General features: G+C 67.2%; 18 protein-coding genes. 10 read left to right on the forward strand and 8 right to left on the reverse strand.

Going from position 1 to position 13844, the window contains the following annotated elements; translation table 11 throughout:
- The first annotated feature begins 126 nt into the window (after positions 1–126).
- Complete coding sequence (locus tag CHB69_RS09050) at positions 127–939, forward strand: SDR family NAD(P)-dependent oxidoreductase (protein ID WP_089215744.1); 813 nt, start codon at positions 127–129, stop codon at positions 937–939.
- A 103-nt stretch (positions 940–1042) separates the two neighbouring features.
- Here CHB69_RS09050 and CHB69_RS09055 read toward each other — a convergent pair whose 3' ends face one another.
- Together CHB69_RS09055 and CHB69_RS09060 are read right to left on the reverse strand one after the other, a co-directional pair.
- Positions 1043–1513, reverse strand: coding sequence for a DUF1465 family protein (locus CHB69_RS09055; protein ID WP_089215683.1), 471 nt, complete (start codon positions 1511–1513; stop codon positions 1043–1045).
- 91 nt (positions 1514–1604) lie between these two features.
- Positions 1605–1802: a YdcH family protein gene (locus tag CHB69_RS09060; protein WP_089215684.1), complete on the reverse strand. Its 198-nt coding sequence runs from the start codon at positions 1800–1802 to the stop codon at positions 1605–1607.
- Between the two features lie 125 nt (positions 1803–1927).
- Between CHB69_RS09060 and CHB69_RS09065 the strand changes: the two genes are divergently transcribed.
- The gene (locus CHB69_RS09065; protein ID WP_089215685.1) at positions 1928–2086 is read left to right on the forward strand and encodes a DUF465 domain-containing protein; all 159 of its coding nucleotides are present in this window, start codon (positions 1928–1930) and stop codon (positions 2084–2086) included.
- 46 nt (positions 2087–2132) lie between these two features.
- Here CHB69_RS09065 and CHB69_RS09070 read toward each other — a convergent pair whose 3' ends face one another.
- The 3 genes from CHB69_RS09070 to CHB69_RS09080 form a co-directional block, all read right to left on the reverse strand.
- Positions 2133–2522, reverse strand: a complete 390-nt coding sequence (locus tag CHB69_RS09070; protein WP_089215686.1) for a PilZ domain-containing protein — start codon at positions 2520–2522, stop codon at positions 2133–2135.
- 104 nt (positions 2523–2626) lie between these two features.
- Positions 2627–3088: an RNA polymerase-binding protein DksA gene (gene dksA / locus CHB69_RS09075; protein ID WP_089215687.1), complete on the reverse strand. Its 462-nt coding sequence runs from the start codon at positions 3086–3088 to the stop codon at positions 2627–2629.
- Between the two features lie 699 nt (positions 3089–3787).
- Entirely contained in the window at positions 3788–4489 is a 702-nt protein-coding gene (locus CHB69_RS09080) for a hypothetical protein (protein ID WP_245836661.1), read from the reverse strand.
- A 286-nt stretch (positions 4490–4775) separates the two neighbouring features.
- Here CHB69_RS09080 and CHB69_RS09085 point away from each other — a divergent pair, with 286 nt between their 5' ends.
- The 5 genes from CHB69_RS09085 to CHB69_RS09110 all read left to right on the forward strand — a co-directional run bounded on the left by CHB69_RS09085 (position 4776) and on the right by CHB69_RS09110 (position 8597).
- Positions 4776–4988: a hypothetical protein gene (locus tag CHB69_RS09085; protein WP_089215688.1), complete on the forward strand. Its 213-nt coding sequence runs from the start codon at positions 4776–4778 to the stop codon at positions 4986–4988.
- 51 nt (positions 4989–5039) lie between these two features.
- The gene (serS, locus tag CHB69_RS09090; protein WP_089215689.1) at positions 5040–6323 is read left to right on the forward strand and encodes a serine--tRNA ligase; all 1284 of its coding nucleotides are present in this window, start codon (positions 5040–5042) and stop codon (positions 6321–6323) included.
- Between the two features lie 130 nt (positions 6324–6453).
- A complete protein-coding gene (gene surE, locus CHB69_RS09095) occupies positions 6454–7224 on the forward strand; it encodes a 5'/3'-nucleotidase SurE (RefSeq protein ID WP_089215690.1) in 771 nt (256 codons plus the stop codon).
- A gap of 562 nt (positions 7225–7786) precedes the next feature.
- A complete protein-coding gene (locus CHB69_RS09105; RefSeq protein ID WP_089215692.1) occupies positions 7787–7969 on the forward strand; it encodes a DUF3008 family protein in 183 nt (60 codons plus the stop codon).
- A 58-nt stretch (positions 7970–8027) separates the two neighbouring features.
- On the forward strand, positions 8028–8597 hold the full coding sequence (locus CHB69_RS09110) for a hypothetical protein (protein WP_141133954.1): 570 nt from the start codon (positions 8028–8030) through the stop codon (positions 8595–8597).
- Positions 8598–8604: 7 nt separating this feature from the next.
- Here CHB69_RS09110 and CHB69_RS09115 read toward each other — a convergent pair whose 3' ends face one another.
- Positions 8605–8820: a hypothetical protein gene (locus tag CHB69_RS09115; RefSeq protein ID WP_089215694.1), complete on the reverse strand. Its 216-nt coding sequence runs from the start codon at positions 8818–8820 to the stop codon at positions 8605–8607.
- 174 nt (positions 8821–8994) lie between these two features.
- On the opposite strand from CHB69_RS09115, the gene CHB69_RS09120 reads away from it, so the two are divergent.
- Positions 8995–10335, forward strand: a complete 1341-nt coding sequence (locus CHB69_RS09120) for a PQQ-dependent sugar dehydrogenase (protein WP_089215695.1) — start codon at positions 8995–8997, stop codon at positions 10333–10335.
- A gap of 122 nt (positions 10336–10457) precedes the next feature.
- Here CHB69_RS09120 and dnaN read toward each other — a convergent pair whose 3' ends face one another.
- Entirely contained in the window at positions 10458–11573 is a 1116-nt protein-coding gene (gene dnaN / locus CHB69_RS09125; protein ID WP_089215696.1) for a DNA polymerase III subunit beta, read from the reverse strand.
- A 184-nt stretch (positions 11574–11757) separates the two neighbouring features.
- On the opposite strand from dnaN, the gene CHB69_RS09130 reads away from it, so the two are divergent.
- Together CHB69_RS09130 and CHB69_RS09135 are read left to right on the forward strand one after the other, a co-directional pair.
- Entirely contained in the window at positions 11758–12255 is a 498-nt protein-coding gene (locus CHB69_RS09130) for a hypothetical protein (protein WP_089215697.1), read from the forward strand.
- A 159-nt stretch (positions 12256–12414) separates the two neighbouring features.
- Complete coding sequence (locus CHB69_RS09135; RefSeq protein ID WP_089215698.1) at positions 12415–13461, forward strand: potassium channel family protein; 1047 nt, start codon at positions 12415–12417, stop codon at positions 13459–13461.
- Positions 13462–13465: 4 nt separating this feature from the next.
- On the opposite strand, the gene CHB69_RS09140 is transcribed toward CHB69_RS09135, so the two are convergent.
- Positions 13466–13792, reverse strand: coding sequence for a DUF423 domain-containing protein (locus CHB69_RS09140; protein ID WP_089215746.1), 327 nt, complete (start codon positions 13790–13792; stop codon positions 13466–13468).
- Positions 13793–13844 lie beyond the last annotated feature (52 nt).

Genomic DNA, 13844 nt, shown 5'->3' on the forward strand with positions numbered 1-13844 from the left:
TGATATTTCCTATAGCGGATTCGCAACAAAATTGCCACCCCCCGCACGGAAATCCGTGCCTCTGCGCCTTGACGCCCCGGCAAACGCGTTTCACCTTGAGACGAAATCATGGATGGGGATGCCGAAATGCATGAGCAAATCTGGTGGGTTACGGGCGCATCGTCGGGAATCGGCGCGGCGCTGGCGCGCGGGCTGGCGGCGCGCGGCGCGCGGCTGATCCTGTCGGGCCGCAACGTCGCCGCGCTCGAAGCGGTGGCAAAGGATTGCGGCGCCGGAACGATGATCCTGCCCTTCGAGGCGACCGACTATGCGGCGATCCCGCAGATGGTGCAGGAAGCGTGGGACTGGTGCGGGCGAATCGACGGGCTCGTCAACAACGCCGGCATTTCGCAGCGCAGCCTGGCGATCGAAACCGGCTTTTCGGTCTATCAGAAGATCATCGACGTCGACCTGCTCGCGCCGATCGCACTGACGCAGGCGCTCTTGCCGCGTATGATCGCGGCGGGCGGCGGCCGGATCGTCGCCATATCGAGCGTCGCGGGCATGGCGGGCATTCCCGTCCGCAGCGCCTATTGCGCCGCCAAGCACGGGCTGATCGGCTATCACGACGCGGTGCGCGCCGAAAATGAGCATCTCGGCCTGAAGGTGCTCGTGGTCGCGCCCGGGTCGGTGCGCACCAACGTCAGCCGCAACGCGCTGAATGCCGATGGCAGCGTGCGCGGGACGAGCGACAAGGCGATCGACAACGGCCTTCCCGCCGAGGTCGCGGCGGCGCAGATCCTGGACGCCGTCGAGAACGGCAAGCGCGAAATCGTCGTCGCCGAGGGCGCCGAAGCCGAAATCCCCGCGCTCCGCCGCAGCGATCCCGACGCGCTTTTCGACCGGATGAGCGCGATGGTGCAGGCGGGCTATGCACAGCAGATGGGTGCGAAGCGGTAGGCGCGCTCGTTCGGATGAAGCCATAGCCCTGAGCTTGTCGAAGGGCGCTTCCCGTCGATAGTCGCCCTTCGACAAGCTCAGGGCTACGGTTCGATCTGACGTTCTAGAGCCGCGCCTCGAGCTGCGCGAGCAGCGCCTGAACCGGGCGCGGGGCTTCGGGGCGGGCCCAGCCCGCTTCGATCCGCGCGATGCGGTCGAACAGCCGTTCGCTCGCCGCCACGATGTCGCGGATCGGCGCGTCGAAACGCGCGCAGACCGACCAGTCGGCAGCGATGGGCTCCCCGAGGCACGCAGCCTTGTCGCGCTTGCCGACGCCGGGCTCGCGCGCGATCATCGCGCGGCGGTGGAGCAGCCAGGCGATGATATGCATCAGCCGCGTCGTCGTCTTCAGCGATTCGCACGCCAGGCTGATCTGGAGCAGCGCGTCGCGCGGGACGCCGCCGAAATCGCGCGCCGCGGCAAAGGCCGCATGCGCCTCGTCGGCGAGCAGCATCGCCTCGACATAGAGCGCCTCGACCTGCGCCCGGTGGACGGGCGAGGTCAGCTCGGGCGGAACGGACGGTCCCCTGTTCATCACGGGGGGATGCCACGGGGCGGGCCGCGGCCGCAATGCCGCTAACCATCTTTCCTTGTCGCGTCCCGTTTTGAATCAGGCTCTCAGCCGCTCAGGCGATGATGTCGGGAAGCAGCTGATCCTCGCACCAGGCGATCTCGTCGCGCAGCTTGAGCTTCTTTTTCTTGAGCCGTGCGAGCTGAAGCTGGTCGGGAACCGCCCCTTCCCCCAGCGCGATGATCGCGGCGTCGAGGTCGCGATGTTCGATGCGAAGCAGTTCGAGGCGCTGGGCGATATCTTCGGGGTTCACGCGGCTGTTTCTGCCACGTTCACGTCCCGTCCGCAACGGGCACCGGGTGGCCGAATCGGCACGACATCGCCGCCGATTCGTGATTTAATCGGCGGTCCCCATCGAGTCGAAAAGGAGAATGGTCCATGAGCACATCGCACCTTTCCGCCCTGAGGTCCCGCCACGCGGATCTCGACGCGAAAATTGCGAATGAAGAGCGCCGGCCTGCCCCCGATACGGCCCGGCTGGCGCAGATGAAGAAGCAGAAGCTCAAGCTCAAGGAAGAGATGCTGACGACGGGCTGAACCGGCCCGACGCGACATGCCGCCGGCTGGCGCCTCCTTGCGAGCGTCAGCCCCGGGGGCGGAAGGGCGCGCGTTCGAGTCCCGTCCGCCGCAGATGCGGCGGCAGATCCGATTCGGCCTTCACCTGACGCCGTACCACCTGCGGGTTGACCTGCCGGTCGAAGGCGATGCCGAACTTCCCCTCGCCCACCCAGACGACGCGGCCCGGAACCGGGCCGATGTTGCGCAGTTCGACTTCGATCGCCGCGCCTTCGGCGACGCGCACCGGCCCTTCGGCCAGCATTCCGCCCGGCGACAGGTTGCGCACGCGCACCAGCGCGGGCTGCCCGCCGTTCGTCACATAGAGATTGGCCTGCATGAACAGGCTGTCGCGATCGGCACTGCGTGACAGCGCGGCGACTTCCTCATCCAGCGTTCGCGACCCTTGCGATTCCATGCGACCCGTCCCTCGCTTCTGCCTCGAATATTCCAAGGCGGAGAATCTAGGGATGAGCCCTTGCCGAAATGTAAATGAAAGCCGGGGAATAGCCCGGCCCGCGATCAATCCTCGCGCGAGACGCGTTCGTTGCGCTCGTGACGCTCCTGCGCCTCCAGCGTCATCGTCGCGATCGGACGCGCCTGGAGCCGCGCGAACGAGATCGGCTCGCCGGTGACCGCGCAATAGCCATATTCGCCCTCGTCGATGCGGCGGATCGCCGAATCGATCTTGGCGATCAGCTTGCGCTGGCGGTCGCGGGTCCTCAGCTCGATCGCCCAGTCGGTCTCGCTCGACGCGCGATCGGCAAGGTCGGGTTCGCGCAGCGGCCCGTCCTGCAATTGCGCCAGCGTCGATTCGGCTTCGGAGAGGATCGACTTCTTCCAGGCGATCAGGAGTCCCCGAAAATACTCCTGCTGCCGTTCGTTCATGAACGGCTCGTCTTCGCTGGGACTATAGTCCGAATCGAGGTTCGATTTGGCTTCGCGGAGCGCGTCGGCGCCAACGTCGGCAATCTGGGTTGGCATAAGGGGCTTCTCGCGTCCTTTCCTGTCGCAGGACCGCCGCGGCTGGCGATCCGGGGATTGCGCCGCGCCTATACCGGGCCCTCGGGAGCGATACAAGCGCCGAAGCAACCAATGCGGCCGGGTGAGTGAAGCGGCGCTGAACCGGGGCCGCGGCGCGGGGGATAAATCTCTCTCCGCTGTCTGGTTACAACCCAGCCGCTCGTTAGGAATTCGGATCAAATTTCCATTTTTCTGTTCCGATACGGGACAGAAATGGTCGGAATGCTTGATTTTGCCGCTCTAATCCCGTCTTCGGACACTCTATCGCGGTTAACGCGATGGACGCATTCACAAAGCTTTGGCCTTTTGGGTCTAGCCGAACAGCGAGCGGGGTGCCGGGGGTCGGGGCCTTTTTCGCCAAACAGCCGGAAAAGAAAGAATATCCATGTCTGTCCGAATGGCTCTAGCCAAGCTTGGCGCTTATACATGCGGCGGTGCGCTTCTGGGGGGCGGCGCGATGCAGGTCGCCGAGCCGCCCGCCGCGACCTGTTGCTGCTGCCAGACCTCCTGTTGCGGCAAGCCCGCGCCCAAGAAGGTCGTGCGCCAACGGCACGCGCCAAAGAAGGTGAAGCGCGTCCGCCGTGTCGTCACCACCAAAAAAACGGTGCGCACCGAAACCCCGCAGGTCGTCACCCAGACGATCCCCCTGCCGCCGATCCCCTATGCCCCCTTCCCGCAGCAGAGCGGCTTCGAAGGCGGCGGTGGCGGCAGCGGCGTGACGGTGATCGGCGGCGGCTTTGGCGGCGGCTTCGGCGGCGGTTTCTTCGGGGGCTTCTTCGGCGGATCGAGCGGCGGCAGCAGCGGCAGCATCGTCGTCACCTCGACCACGACCGGCGGATTGAGCTCGACCACAAGCAGCACCTCGGGCGGCGTCTCGACCTCGACCGGCGGTGTGTCGACGTCGACTTCCACCGGGGGCGTATCGACCTCGACCGGCGGCATCAGCTCGACCACCTCGACCGGAGGCGTTTCGACCTCGACCGGCGGTGTCAGCACCTCGACGGGCGGCGTGAGCACGTCGACCGGCGGCGTCTCGACGTCCACCGGCGGCGTCTCTACCTCCTCGGGCAACGTCAGCTCCTCTTCGTCGAGCAGCAGTTCGTCGTCCAGTTCCTCGTCGTCCTCATCCTCCTCGAGTTCCTCCTCGTCGGGCGGCAGCGGGTCGAGCGGCAGCTCGGGCGGCAGTTCGTCGTCGAGCAGCAGCTCCTCTTCCTCTTCGTCGAGCGGTTCCTCCTCGACCTCGTCGGGCGCGACCGGCGGCAGCAGCAGTTTCGGGGCGTCGAGTTCGTCCTCCTCTTCTTCGTCGAGCAGCAGCTCGTCGAGTTCGTCCTCCTCGTCGAGTTCGGGCGGCAGCAGCGGCAACCCGCCGGGCGATCCGACTCCGGTTCCCGCGCCGCCGATGATGCTGCTGTTCGGCGCCGCTGCCGCAGCGCTCGTCGCGCGCCGCCGCGCCGCGAATCAGGCGGACGAGGCCGACGCGGCCTGAAATCCACTGGAGGCCGGCCCGTCCGGCCGCCGATCGAGGGCCGCCCCGGGGCGGCCCTTTTTTCGTGCCGGTGGCACGCCGGTCGCGAAAGCCGGAACGACGGTCGCGCATTGCAACGCGCCTCCGGCCGGGTTAGCCCATGCGCGATCAAGGGAGGCCGCAATGCGCCGAAGCGCGATGCTTTTGTTTTTCCCGCTGCTGCTCGGGGGATGCGCGACGAGTGACCACGGCTGGACCGGCTCGGGCGCCGAGCCCTTCAATCAGGCGATGGCCGACTGCAAGGGCCGCACCGCCGCGCTCGGCGGCAAACCCGAACGCCGGTTCGCGATTGACACCTGCATGGCGGGCAAGGGCTGGACGCCGCCCGATCGCTGAGCGGCGACGCGCGGGGTTGCGCCGCGCGGGCCGCGACGCCATAGCGCGGCCATGCACGACATTCGCCTGATCCGGGACGACCCGCAAGCCTTCGACGCCGGCCTCGCGCGCCGCGGCGTCGCACCGCAATCCGCGGCGATCCTCGCCGCCGATGCCAGCTTGCGCGCCTTGCAGACCGAAATGCAGGCCGCGCAGGCGCGCCGCAACGAAGCATCGAAGGCGATTGGCCAGGCGATGGCGAAAGGCGACAAGGAGACCGCCGAGGCGCTGAAGGCTGAGGTCGCGGCGTTCAAGGACAAGCTGCCCGAACAGGAAGCCGCCGAGCGCGAGCAGCTCGCGGCGCTGCACGACATCCTCGCCGCCCTCCCCAACCTTCCCGCCGCCGATGTCCCCGAGGGCGAGGATGAGGAAGGCAATGTCGAAATCGCGCGCTGGGGCACCCCGCGCAGCTTCGACTTCAAGCCGCGGGAACATGCCGATTTCGCCCCCGCGCTCGGGCTCGATTTCGAGACCGCGGCGAAGATGTCGGGCGCGCGCTTCGCCTTCCTCAAGGGCCCGATGGCGCGCCTCGAACGCGCGCTCGGCCAGTTCATGCTCGACAAGCAGACGACCGAAGCGGGCTATACCGAATGCGCGACGCCGCTGCTCGTCCGCGACGAAGCGGCGTTCGGCACGACCCAGCTGCCCAAATTCCGCGAGGATCTGTTCCAGACCACCGACGGCATGTGGCTGATCTCGACCTCCGAAATGAGCCTGACCAATGCGGTGCGCGAGGAAATCCTGACCGAAGCCGAGCTGCCGCTACGCATGACCGCGCTCACCCCCTGCTTCCGGTCCGAGGCGGGGTCGGCGGGGCGCGACACGCGCGGCTATATCCGCCAGCACCAGTTCTGGAAGGTCGAGCTGGTCTCGATCGTCCGCCCCGAGGATTCGGACGCCGAACTCGAGCGCAAGACGCGCGCCGCGGAGGGCATCCTCGAAGCGCTCGGCCTCCCCTACCGCAAAATGCTGCTCTGCGCCGGCGACATGGGCTTTGCCGCACGCAAGACCTATGATCTCGAAGTCTGGCTGCCCGGACAGGGCGCATATCGCGAGATTTCGAGCTGCTCGAACTGCGGCGATTTCCAGGCACGGCGCATGAACACGCGCTTCCGCCGCGAGGGCGCGAAGGGCAACGAGTTCGTCCACACGCTCAACGGCTCGGGCCTCGCGGTCGGGCGCACGCTCGTCGCAATCCTCGAAAATTATCAGCAGGCCGACGGCAGCGTCGACATCCCCGAAGCGCTCCATTCCTATATGGGCGGGATCACGCGGCTGGAGCCGAACCTGACTTAACACCCCGTTCGTGCTGAGGAGGGACTGAGCCCCGGCGAAGGCCCGTCTCGAAGCATGGGTCCTTCGAGACGCCATTTCGACGGGGCTCAATGGCTCCTCAGGACGAACGGATAAAAGAAGGATTGAAAGCGTGCGCATCCTCCTCACCAACGACGACGGCTATCACGCCCCCGGCTTCGCGGTGCTCGAGGCGATCGCGCGGCAGCTTTCGGACGACATCTGGGTCTGCGCGCCGTCGGAGGAACAGTCGGGCGCCGGCCATTCGCTCACCCTCTCGCGCCCGGTGCGCGTGCGCCAGCATGGCGAGCGGCGCTGGTCCTGCACCGGCACCCCGACCGATTCGGTGATGATCGCGATCGGCAAGCTGATGCCCGAAAAGCCCGATCTGATCCTCTCGGGCGTCAACCGCGGCGCCAATCTCGGCGACGACATCACCTATTCGGGCACCGTCTCGGCGGCGATCGAAGGGGCGCTCGCCGGCATCCCCGCTATCGCGCTCAGCCAGGTCTATGCGCGCGAGGGCATGGGCGACACCGTGCCCTTCGAGGCGGCCGAGGCGTGGGGCGCGAAGGCGCTCGCGCCGCTGCTGAAAACCCCGATGCCGCCGCGCACGCTGGTCAATATCAACTTCCCCGCGCTGCCCGCCGCCGCGGTCAAGGGCATCCGCGTCGTCCGCCAGGGCTTTCACGATTACAGCCGCGGCTCGATCGTCGAGGGCACCGACCCGCGCGGCTATACCTATTATTGGTTCGGACTGCACGGCATCGAACATTCGCTCGCGCACGACAGCGACCTCGAAGCGATCGACGACGGCTATATTTCGGTCACCCCGCTCCAGCTCGACCTGACCCACGACGCCTCGCTCGCCGCGCTGCGGAGCGCCTATGAGGGGGATCGGTAGCGGGCGGAGGCGGTCATTCCAGTTCCTCCCCGGAACGGGGAGGTGGCAGCCCCCCCCTCGACTGCCTTGCAGGCGCTCAGGATAAACTGCGCCGTAGGCGCAGGGCTGACGGAGGGGTCGGAGCCTCTCGTCATGGCGCAGCGTTTCGGCCCCTCCACCACCGTTTCGCGGCGGTCCCCCTCCCCGTTCCGGCGAGGAAATTGAAACTCCACGCCCCACGCCGGAACCGCCACGCGCTCGCAAAGGCAACGCCTAGAGCATCGTGCCGGAAATCTGCACCGTTTCCCCGAGCGAAGACGAGGGGCATTGCCGAGCGAAGTCGAGGCGGCGACGCTGCGGTTCTCGCTCCGCTCGAACGAGCCCCTCGTCTTCGCTCGGGGATGCGGATGATTCAGATTTCGCGCAATTTGCTCTAGAAGGAGGACGCCATGGCAGGGCAGCCCAGGGCCGGCGGGCCTATGTTCCTCGCCTGCGACGACAGCAGCTATATGTCGGGCCAGGTGTTGCATCCCAACGGCGGGATGATCGTTAACGGATAGAGGGGGCAGACAGGAGATATGTCATGCCAGCCAAATCCAAAGCCCAGCAAAAGGCCGCGGGCGCGGCGCTGAGCGCCAAGCGCGGCGATACGCCGAAATCCGAACTCAAAGGCGCCTCGCGCGAAATGTACGACAGCATGAGCGAAAAGCAGCTCGAGGATTTCGCCGAAGGCTCGCGCAAGGGCAAACCCGAACACGTCGACTGACCCCGCTGGCCAGTTGCGCCGCGATCCGGCATAATCCCCCCGCCAGGGGAGGATCGCGATGCGTATGTGGCGGCGGATTTTCGCGGGCGGAGCGCTGCTGGGTGTCGCGCTTGCGGGCTGCAGCTTTCAGGCGGCGCTCGACCGGATGGTGCCGCGCGAACGTCAGGACGAGATCATCGCCCTGGCGCGCGACTTCTGCACCGACCCGGCAGCGGTCCTGCCCGCCCTCCATTCCGAACTTGTCGGCAGCGTCCGCAGCGCCGCGGCGAAATTGCCCGGCGAATGTCCCGGCCGCGGCGCGACATGGCGGATCGCCTCCTATGAATGGGGCGCCGACCTCGCCGATGGCGCCTCGCGGCGGCGCGAGGACGCCGTGGTCGTCGGCACCGGCACGGGCAAATGGACGACGGTTTCGCTCCGCTTCCATGCCGAGAACGGCAAGCCGATGCAGATCGTCGCATGGAACGTGCTCGGCAGCACGACCAAGCCCGAGGCGCTGAGCTTCGCCGAAAGCTATGACGATATGGCGCGGCTGATGGCGATCGCGGTGCCGGTGACGCTGCTGTTGCTGGCGGCGCTCGCGGGCTGGCTGGTCTGGCGGTGGCGCCAGCGGCGCCGCGCGGCTTGAGCCGCCGTCAATGCACCGTATCGAGCGGCGCATCGACCGACAAATAGGTGATCAGCCGTTCGATCTGCCGCCAGCGCGCGAAATGGATATGGTTGCCGAGCACCCGAAACTGCTCGGCGCGCGCCGCCGCCGCAAAGCCCGCTTCCTCGCCATGTTCGCGGATCAACGCTTCGGCGTCGTCGACCGCGGCGCGATCGGACAGATAGGGGGCGGGAAGCTGCATCGGATCTCCGGCGGGCTGCGGGACGCCTTCCCTATCGCGCCAGCCTCACCGCGCCGTTCCCGAGCGTGATGAACATCGGGGTAAGGTTAATCGAACCGCACCCCCGCTTAACCATGGCGCCGCGCCGCGTTTCGCCCCTTTGCCGCCACGGCTCGCCGGTGTAAGCAGAGCGTCATGCGCAAGATCCTGAAATATGTCGCCATCGCCCTGCTGCTGATCCTCGTGATCGGCGGCATCGTCTTCTACGCGATGTCGCGCCCCGACGTTGCGCGCTTCTCGACCGCCGAGACGAGCGGCCGCGTCCCGGTGATGGCCTCGCAGCATCCGCAAACCCTGCCGACGATGAATGTCCCCGAGGCGACGAGCTGGCCCGCCGATGCGGCCCCGGCCCCGGCGCAGGGGCTGTCCGTTGCGCGCTTCGCCGAGGGACTCGACCATCCGCGCTCGATGCTCGTGCTCCCGAACGGCGACGTTCTCGTGGCAGAGGCCGAAAGCCCGCCGCGCCAGGACAGCGGCATCGAAGGCGCGGTGATGAAGCGGATGATGAGCAAGGCCGGCGCGGGCGGTGCCTCGGCGAACCGCATCACCCTGCTCCGCGACGCCGACGGCGACGGCAGGGCCGAGGTGAAGAGCGCCTATATCACGGGGCTCAACTCGCCCTATGGCATGGCGCTCGTCGGCGACACGCTCTACGTCGCGAACACCGACGCGCTGCTCGCCTTCCCCTATGTCGAGGGCGCGACGAAGATGGCGGGCAAGCCGAAGAAGATCGCCGACCTGCCCGCGGCGGGCACCAACCGCCACTGGACCAAGAGCCTCGCCGCCGCGCCCAACGGCTGGCTCTATGTCGGCGTCGGTGCCGACAGCAATATCGGCGAAAAGGGCATGGCGAACGAAGCGCGCCGCGCCCGCGTGCTCGAGGTGCGGCCCGAGAATGGCTATGTGCGCACCTGGGCCGCCGGGCTGCGCAACCCCGTCGGCCTCGCCTTCTATCCGGGCAGCGACGAGCTATGGGGCGTGGTCAACGAGCGCGACATGCTCGGCAGCGACCTCGTCCCCGATTATCTGACCGACATCGACGAAGGCGATACCTTCGGCTGGCCCTGGTATTATTGGGGCGGCTTCGTCGATCCGCGCGTCGACCCGCCCGAAGAGGATAATCGCCAATATGTGAAGCGGCCCGCCTATGCGCTCGGCGCGCACACCGCGCCGCTCGGCATGACCTTCACCCAGGGGCTCGATCTCGGCGACCGCTGGGCGAACGGCGCGCTGATCGCGCGGCACGGATCGTGGAACCGCGAGCCGGTGTCGGGCTATGACGTGGTGTTCGTGAAGTTCGGCGCCAACGGCAAGCCGGTCGACGCGCTCCCCATCCCCTTCCTCACCGGCTTCCTCGCGAAAGACGCCGAAACGACGCGCGGCCGGCCCGCCGACGTCAAGGTCGCGAGGGACGGAACCGCGCTCGTCGCCGACGACACCGGCGGCGTGATCTGGCGGGTGGCGAAGGCGGGATAACGCCAAGCCCCCTCGTCGTCATTGCGGGCGCAGCGAAGCAATCCAGAGCGGTTTACGCTACTCTGGATTGCTTCGCTGCGCTCGCAATGACGAATGCCTGCCGGCGGATAGCTACGCGGGCGCTACACCCGCATCGGCATCAGCACGTAAAGCGCCGGGCTCTTCTCGGTCTCGCGGATCAGGGTCGGCGCGTTCGCGTCGGCGAGGTGCAGCTCGACATTGTCGCCGTCGACCTGCGCCAAAATGTCCGAAAGATAGCGCGCGTTGAAGCCGATCTCGAGCGGCTCGCTGTCGTATCCCGCGGGCAGTTCCTCGGCCGCGGTGCCGTTCTCGGGGCTGGTGACGCTCAAGGTGATGCGGTCCTTGTCGAGCCCGACCTTCACCGCGCGCGTCTTTTCGCTGGCGATCGTCGAGACGCGGTCGACGCCCTGGAACAGGCTCTTCGGATCGACCTTCAACAGCTTGTCGTTCGCGGTCGGGATGACGCGGCTGTAATCGGGGAAGGTGCCGTCGATCAGCTTCGAGGTCAGCACGGCATGGCCGAGCTGAAAGCGGATTTTCGACGCCGACAGGCTGATCTCGACATTGCCCTCGGCCTCGTCGAGCAGCTTGCGAATCTCGCCGACGCATTTGCGCGGCACGATCACGTCGGGCATCCCCGTCGCGCCCTCGGGGCGCGTCACCGTGTAGCGCGCGAGGCGGTGGCCGTCGGTCGCCGCGGCCTTGAGCACCGGCCCCGACGCATCCTCGGCGACGTGGAAGAAGATGCCGTTCAGATAATAGCGCGTTTCCTCGGTCGAGATGGCGAAGCGCGTCTTGTCGATGATCTGGATCAGCTCGGCGACGGGCAGCTCGAAGCTCGTCGGCAGTTCGCCCTCGGCGATCACCGGGAAATCGTCGCGCGGCAGGGTCGGCAGGTTGAAGTTCGAACGGCCGGCCTTGACCTGCATCTTGCCCTCGGCGGCCGACAGGCTGACTTCCGACCCTTCGGGCAGCTTGCGCGCGATCTCGAACAAGGTGTGCGCCGAAACGGTGGTGGTGCCCGGCGTCTCGACCTTTGCCGCGACGGTTTCGACGACCTGCAGGTCGAGGTCGGTCGCCATCAGCTTCAATTGGCCCGAGGCATCGGCCTCGATCAGCACGTTCGACAGGATCGGAATGGTGTTACGCCGCTCGACCACCGACTGGACGTGGCCAAGGCTTTTCAGGAGCACTGCGCGTTCGATCGTCGCTTTCATTCTGATTCTTTATCCCTGTCTTGCGGGCCCGTCCGGTGGAGAGAAGTCCCTGAAAGGCAGGGCGCCGCGGACGATTCGGCGTCCGACTCCCTACCCCCGAAAATGTCCACCTTCCTTAACGAACGCACCGCACGGTGCAAGCCATGCTTGCAATGCACCGCCAATCGCGCGAACGCAGGCGGCGATGCGGCGCGCGCTTTTCCCGGTTTCGATCCTGCTGGCCCTTCCGGCCGCCGCCATCGCCGCGGCGCCCACCGCGCTCGGCGTGTTCGAAGGCTGGGGCGCTTTCCGCGACCCCGCGACCCCGCGCTGCTATGCGATCGCCGCGCCCTCGGCGACGATCGGCCGGCCCGAAGCAAAGGGCTATGCGAGCATCGGCTATTGGCCGAAGTCGGGGATTCGCGGTCAATTTTACGTCCGCCTGTCGCGCCCGCGCCGCGACGGCGCCGAGCTGCGGCTGACGATCGGGTCGCGGCGCTTCATCCTGACCGGAAACGGCGTCCACGGCTGGGCGAGCGACGCGCGCATGGACGCGGGCATCATCGCCGCGATGCGCGCGGCGCCGAGCATGAGCGTCGAAAGCACCTCGACAACCGGCCGCGCGATCGCCGACACCTACAAGCTGCGCGGCGCCGCGACCGCCATCGACGCCGCGGCCCTCGGCTGCGCACGCATCCGCTGAGGCGGGTAACAACCGATTGCGGCCAAAGGATCCTCCCCGGCACGGGGAGGACCGTCCGCCCCCCACCCCTAAACCGCGATCGGGTTCGAGGGCGGCAACGGCATTTCCAGTCGCACGCAAATCGGGTAGCGATGGGGCGATGAAGCAGTTGCCGCCGCGATGAGCGATCGCAGACAGACCAGGGTGAAAAGCCAGCGCCGGTTCCAGCCGCTTCGCCGTGCGAGCCGCTGGCCGGTCTGGGCCGACGTCGCGGCGCGGCTCGGGCTCGCCTTCCTGCTCATCTTCTTCGTGATCATGGTCCACTGGATCGACCGCGAAGGGCTGGTCGACCATCACGACGGTCACGTCAGCTTCCTCGACGTCGTCTATTTCACGATGATTTCGGTCACGACGACCGGTTTCGGCGACATCGCGCCGATCTCCGACCGCTCGCGGCTGATCGAATCGGTGATCGTGACGCCGATCCGCATCGCGGTGCTCTTCATCTTCGTCGGCACCGCCTATAGCTTCGTCATCAAACGCACATGGGAAAAATGGCGCATGGCCCGCATCCAGGCAAAGCTCACCAACCATATCGTCGTCCTCGGCTTTGGCATCAGCGGCTCCGAAGCGGTGAAGGAGCTGATCGCGCGCGGCACCGATCCCGCGGACATCGTCGTCATCGACCCGTCGAACTCGCGGATCGCGGCGGCGGAGGAGATGGGCTGCAACGTGCTGCAGGGCGATGCGTCGAGCGACGAGACGCTGCTCGACGTCCGCATCGCGGCGGCGCAGACCGTCCTCGTTTCGGCGGGGCGCGACGACACCTCGATCCTGATCGTCCTCACCGTCCGCCACCTCGCGCCGCAGGTGCCGATCAGCGTCGTCATCCGCGCGCAGGACAATGAGCTGCTCGCGCGGCAGGCGGGCGCAAACAATGTCATCAACCCGGTCAATTTCACCGGCCTGCTGCTCGCGGGATCGGCGCAAGGGGCGCATGTCGCCGACTATATGGCCGACCTCGCCTCGGTGACGGGCAAGGTGCAGCTCAATGAACGGCCGGTGCATCCCGAAGAGGTCGGCAAGAGCCTCGACGCGCTCGCGAGCGGCGGCCGCGGCCTGCGCATCTATCGCGGCGGCCGGCCTTATGGCTTCTGGGAAGCGGAGGCACAGAATCTCAAGCTCGGCGACCTCGTCGTCGAGGTGATACCGTGCGAGGCGGGATAATCCCTCACCCCCGCCAATAGAGCCACGCCGCCCACAGCCAGCCGATGATCAGCAGGGCGCCGCCGAGCGGCGTCACCGCGCCGAGCCAGCGCGGCGCGCCGAGCGCCATCGCATAGAGGGTGGCCGCAAAGATCGCCGCGCCGACGAGCAGCAGGATCGCAGGGCCCCGCGCAAAGTCCATGATCGCGAGCGCGGCGACCGCATGCACCAGCTGATAGATTCCGCCCGTCCGCAGCCAGTCGGCTTCCTGCACCCCCGCGGCGCCATGCGCCCCGAACGCGCCCGCCGCGACGGCAAGTGCCGCCGAGATTGCCGCCCACACTCCGATCATTGCGTTTCCTTTCGTCCTGCGCAGCTTTTCCATGCCCAAACGCGCCGCGCGT

Origin of the sequence: Sphingopyxis indica (assembly GCF_900188185.1) — a bacterium.
Taxonomy (GTDB): domain Bacteria; phylum Pseudomonadota; class Alphaproteobacteria; order Sphingomonadales; family Sphingomonadaceae; genus Sphingopyxis; species Sphingopyxis indica.